Annotated in this window: 1 protein-coding gene; it reads left to right on the forward strand. The window is 64.7% G+C overall.

Going from position 1 to position 430, the window contains the following annotated elements; all coding sequences use genetic code 11:
* Window positions 1-378 (forward strand): PLP-dependent transferase (locus CBX98_RS25475; protein ID WP_172606032.1); only part of this gene is annotated, 378 nt, incomplete at its 5' end.
* Between the last annotated feature and the right edge of the window lie 52 nt (window positions 379-430).

A 430-nucleotide genomic window follows, 5' to 3' on the forward strand; every position in this document is an offset into this window, starting at 1 on the left:
GCAAACGCACTCGACCTTGCCCGATGGCTCGAACAGCATCCGGCCGTGAACCGCGTCATCTATCCCGGCCTCAAGTCGCATCCGCAGCACGCGCTCGCCCGGCGCCAGATGGATGGTTTCGGCGGCATCATTTCGGTGGAAGTGGCAGGCGGCCTGCGCAAGGCGCGTCGGGTGCTCGAGCGTTGCGAATTGTTCGCTCTCGCCGAGTCGCTCGGTGGCGTCGAGAGTCTTATCGAGCATCCGGGCCTGATGACACACGCCTCGATTCCAGCCGCTAACCGTAAACGCCTGGGCATCAGTGACGGTCTTATCCGCCTCTCGGTGGGTGTTGAACACGTGGAAGACCTGCGCGGGGAACTCGCGGCAGCGCTGGCGTGACCATTGGGAGAGGGCCGATGGCCGGATTCCGGACGACGAACAATGCGGCGGC

Source organism: Vibrio sp. T9 (genome assembly GCF_003123985.1).
In the GTDB taxonomy this organism is placed as follows: Bacteria; Pseudomonadota; Gammaproteobacteria; order Enterobacterales; family Vibrionaceae; genus Vibrio; species Vibrio diabolicus.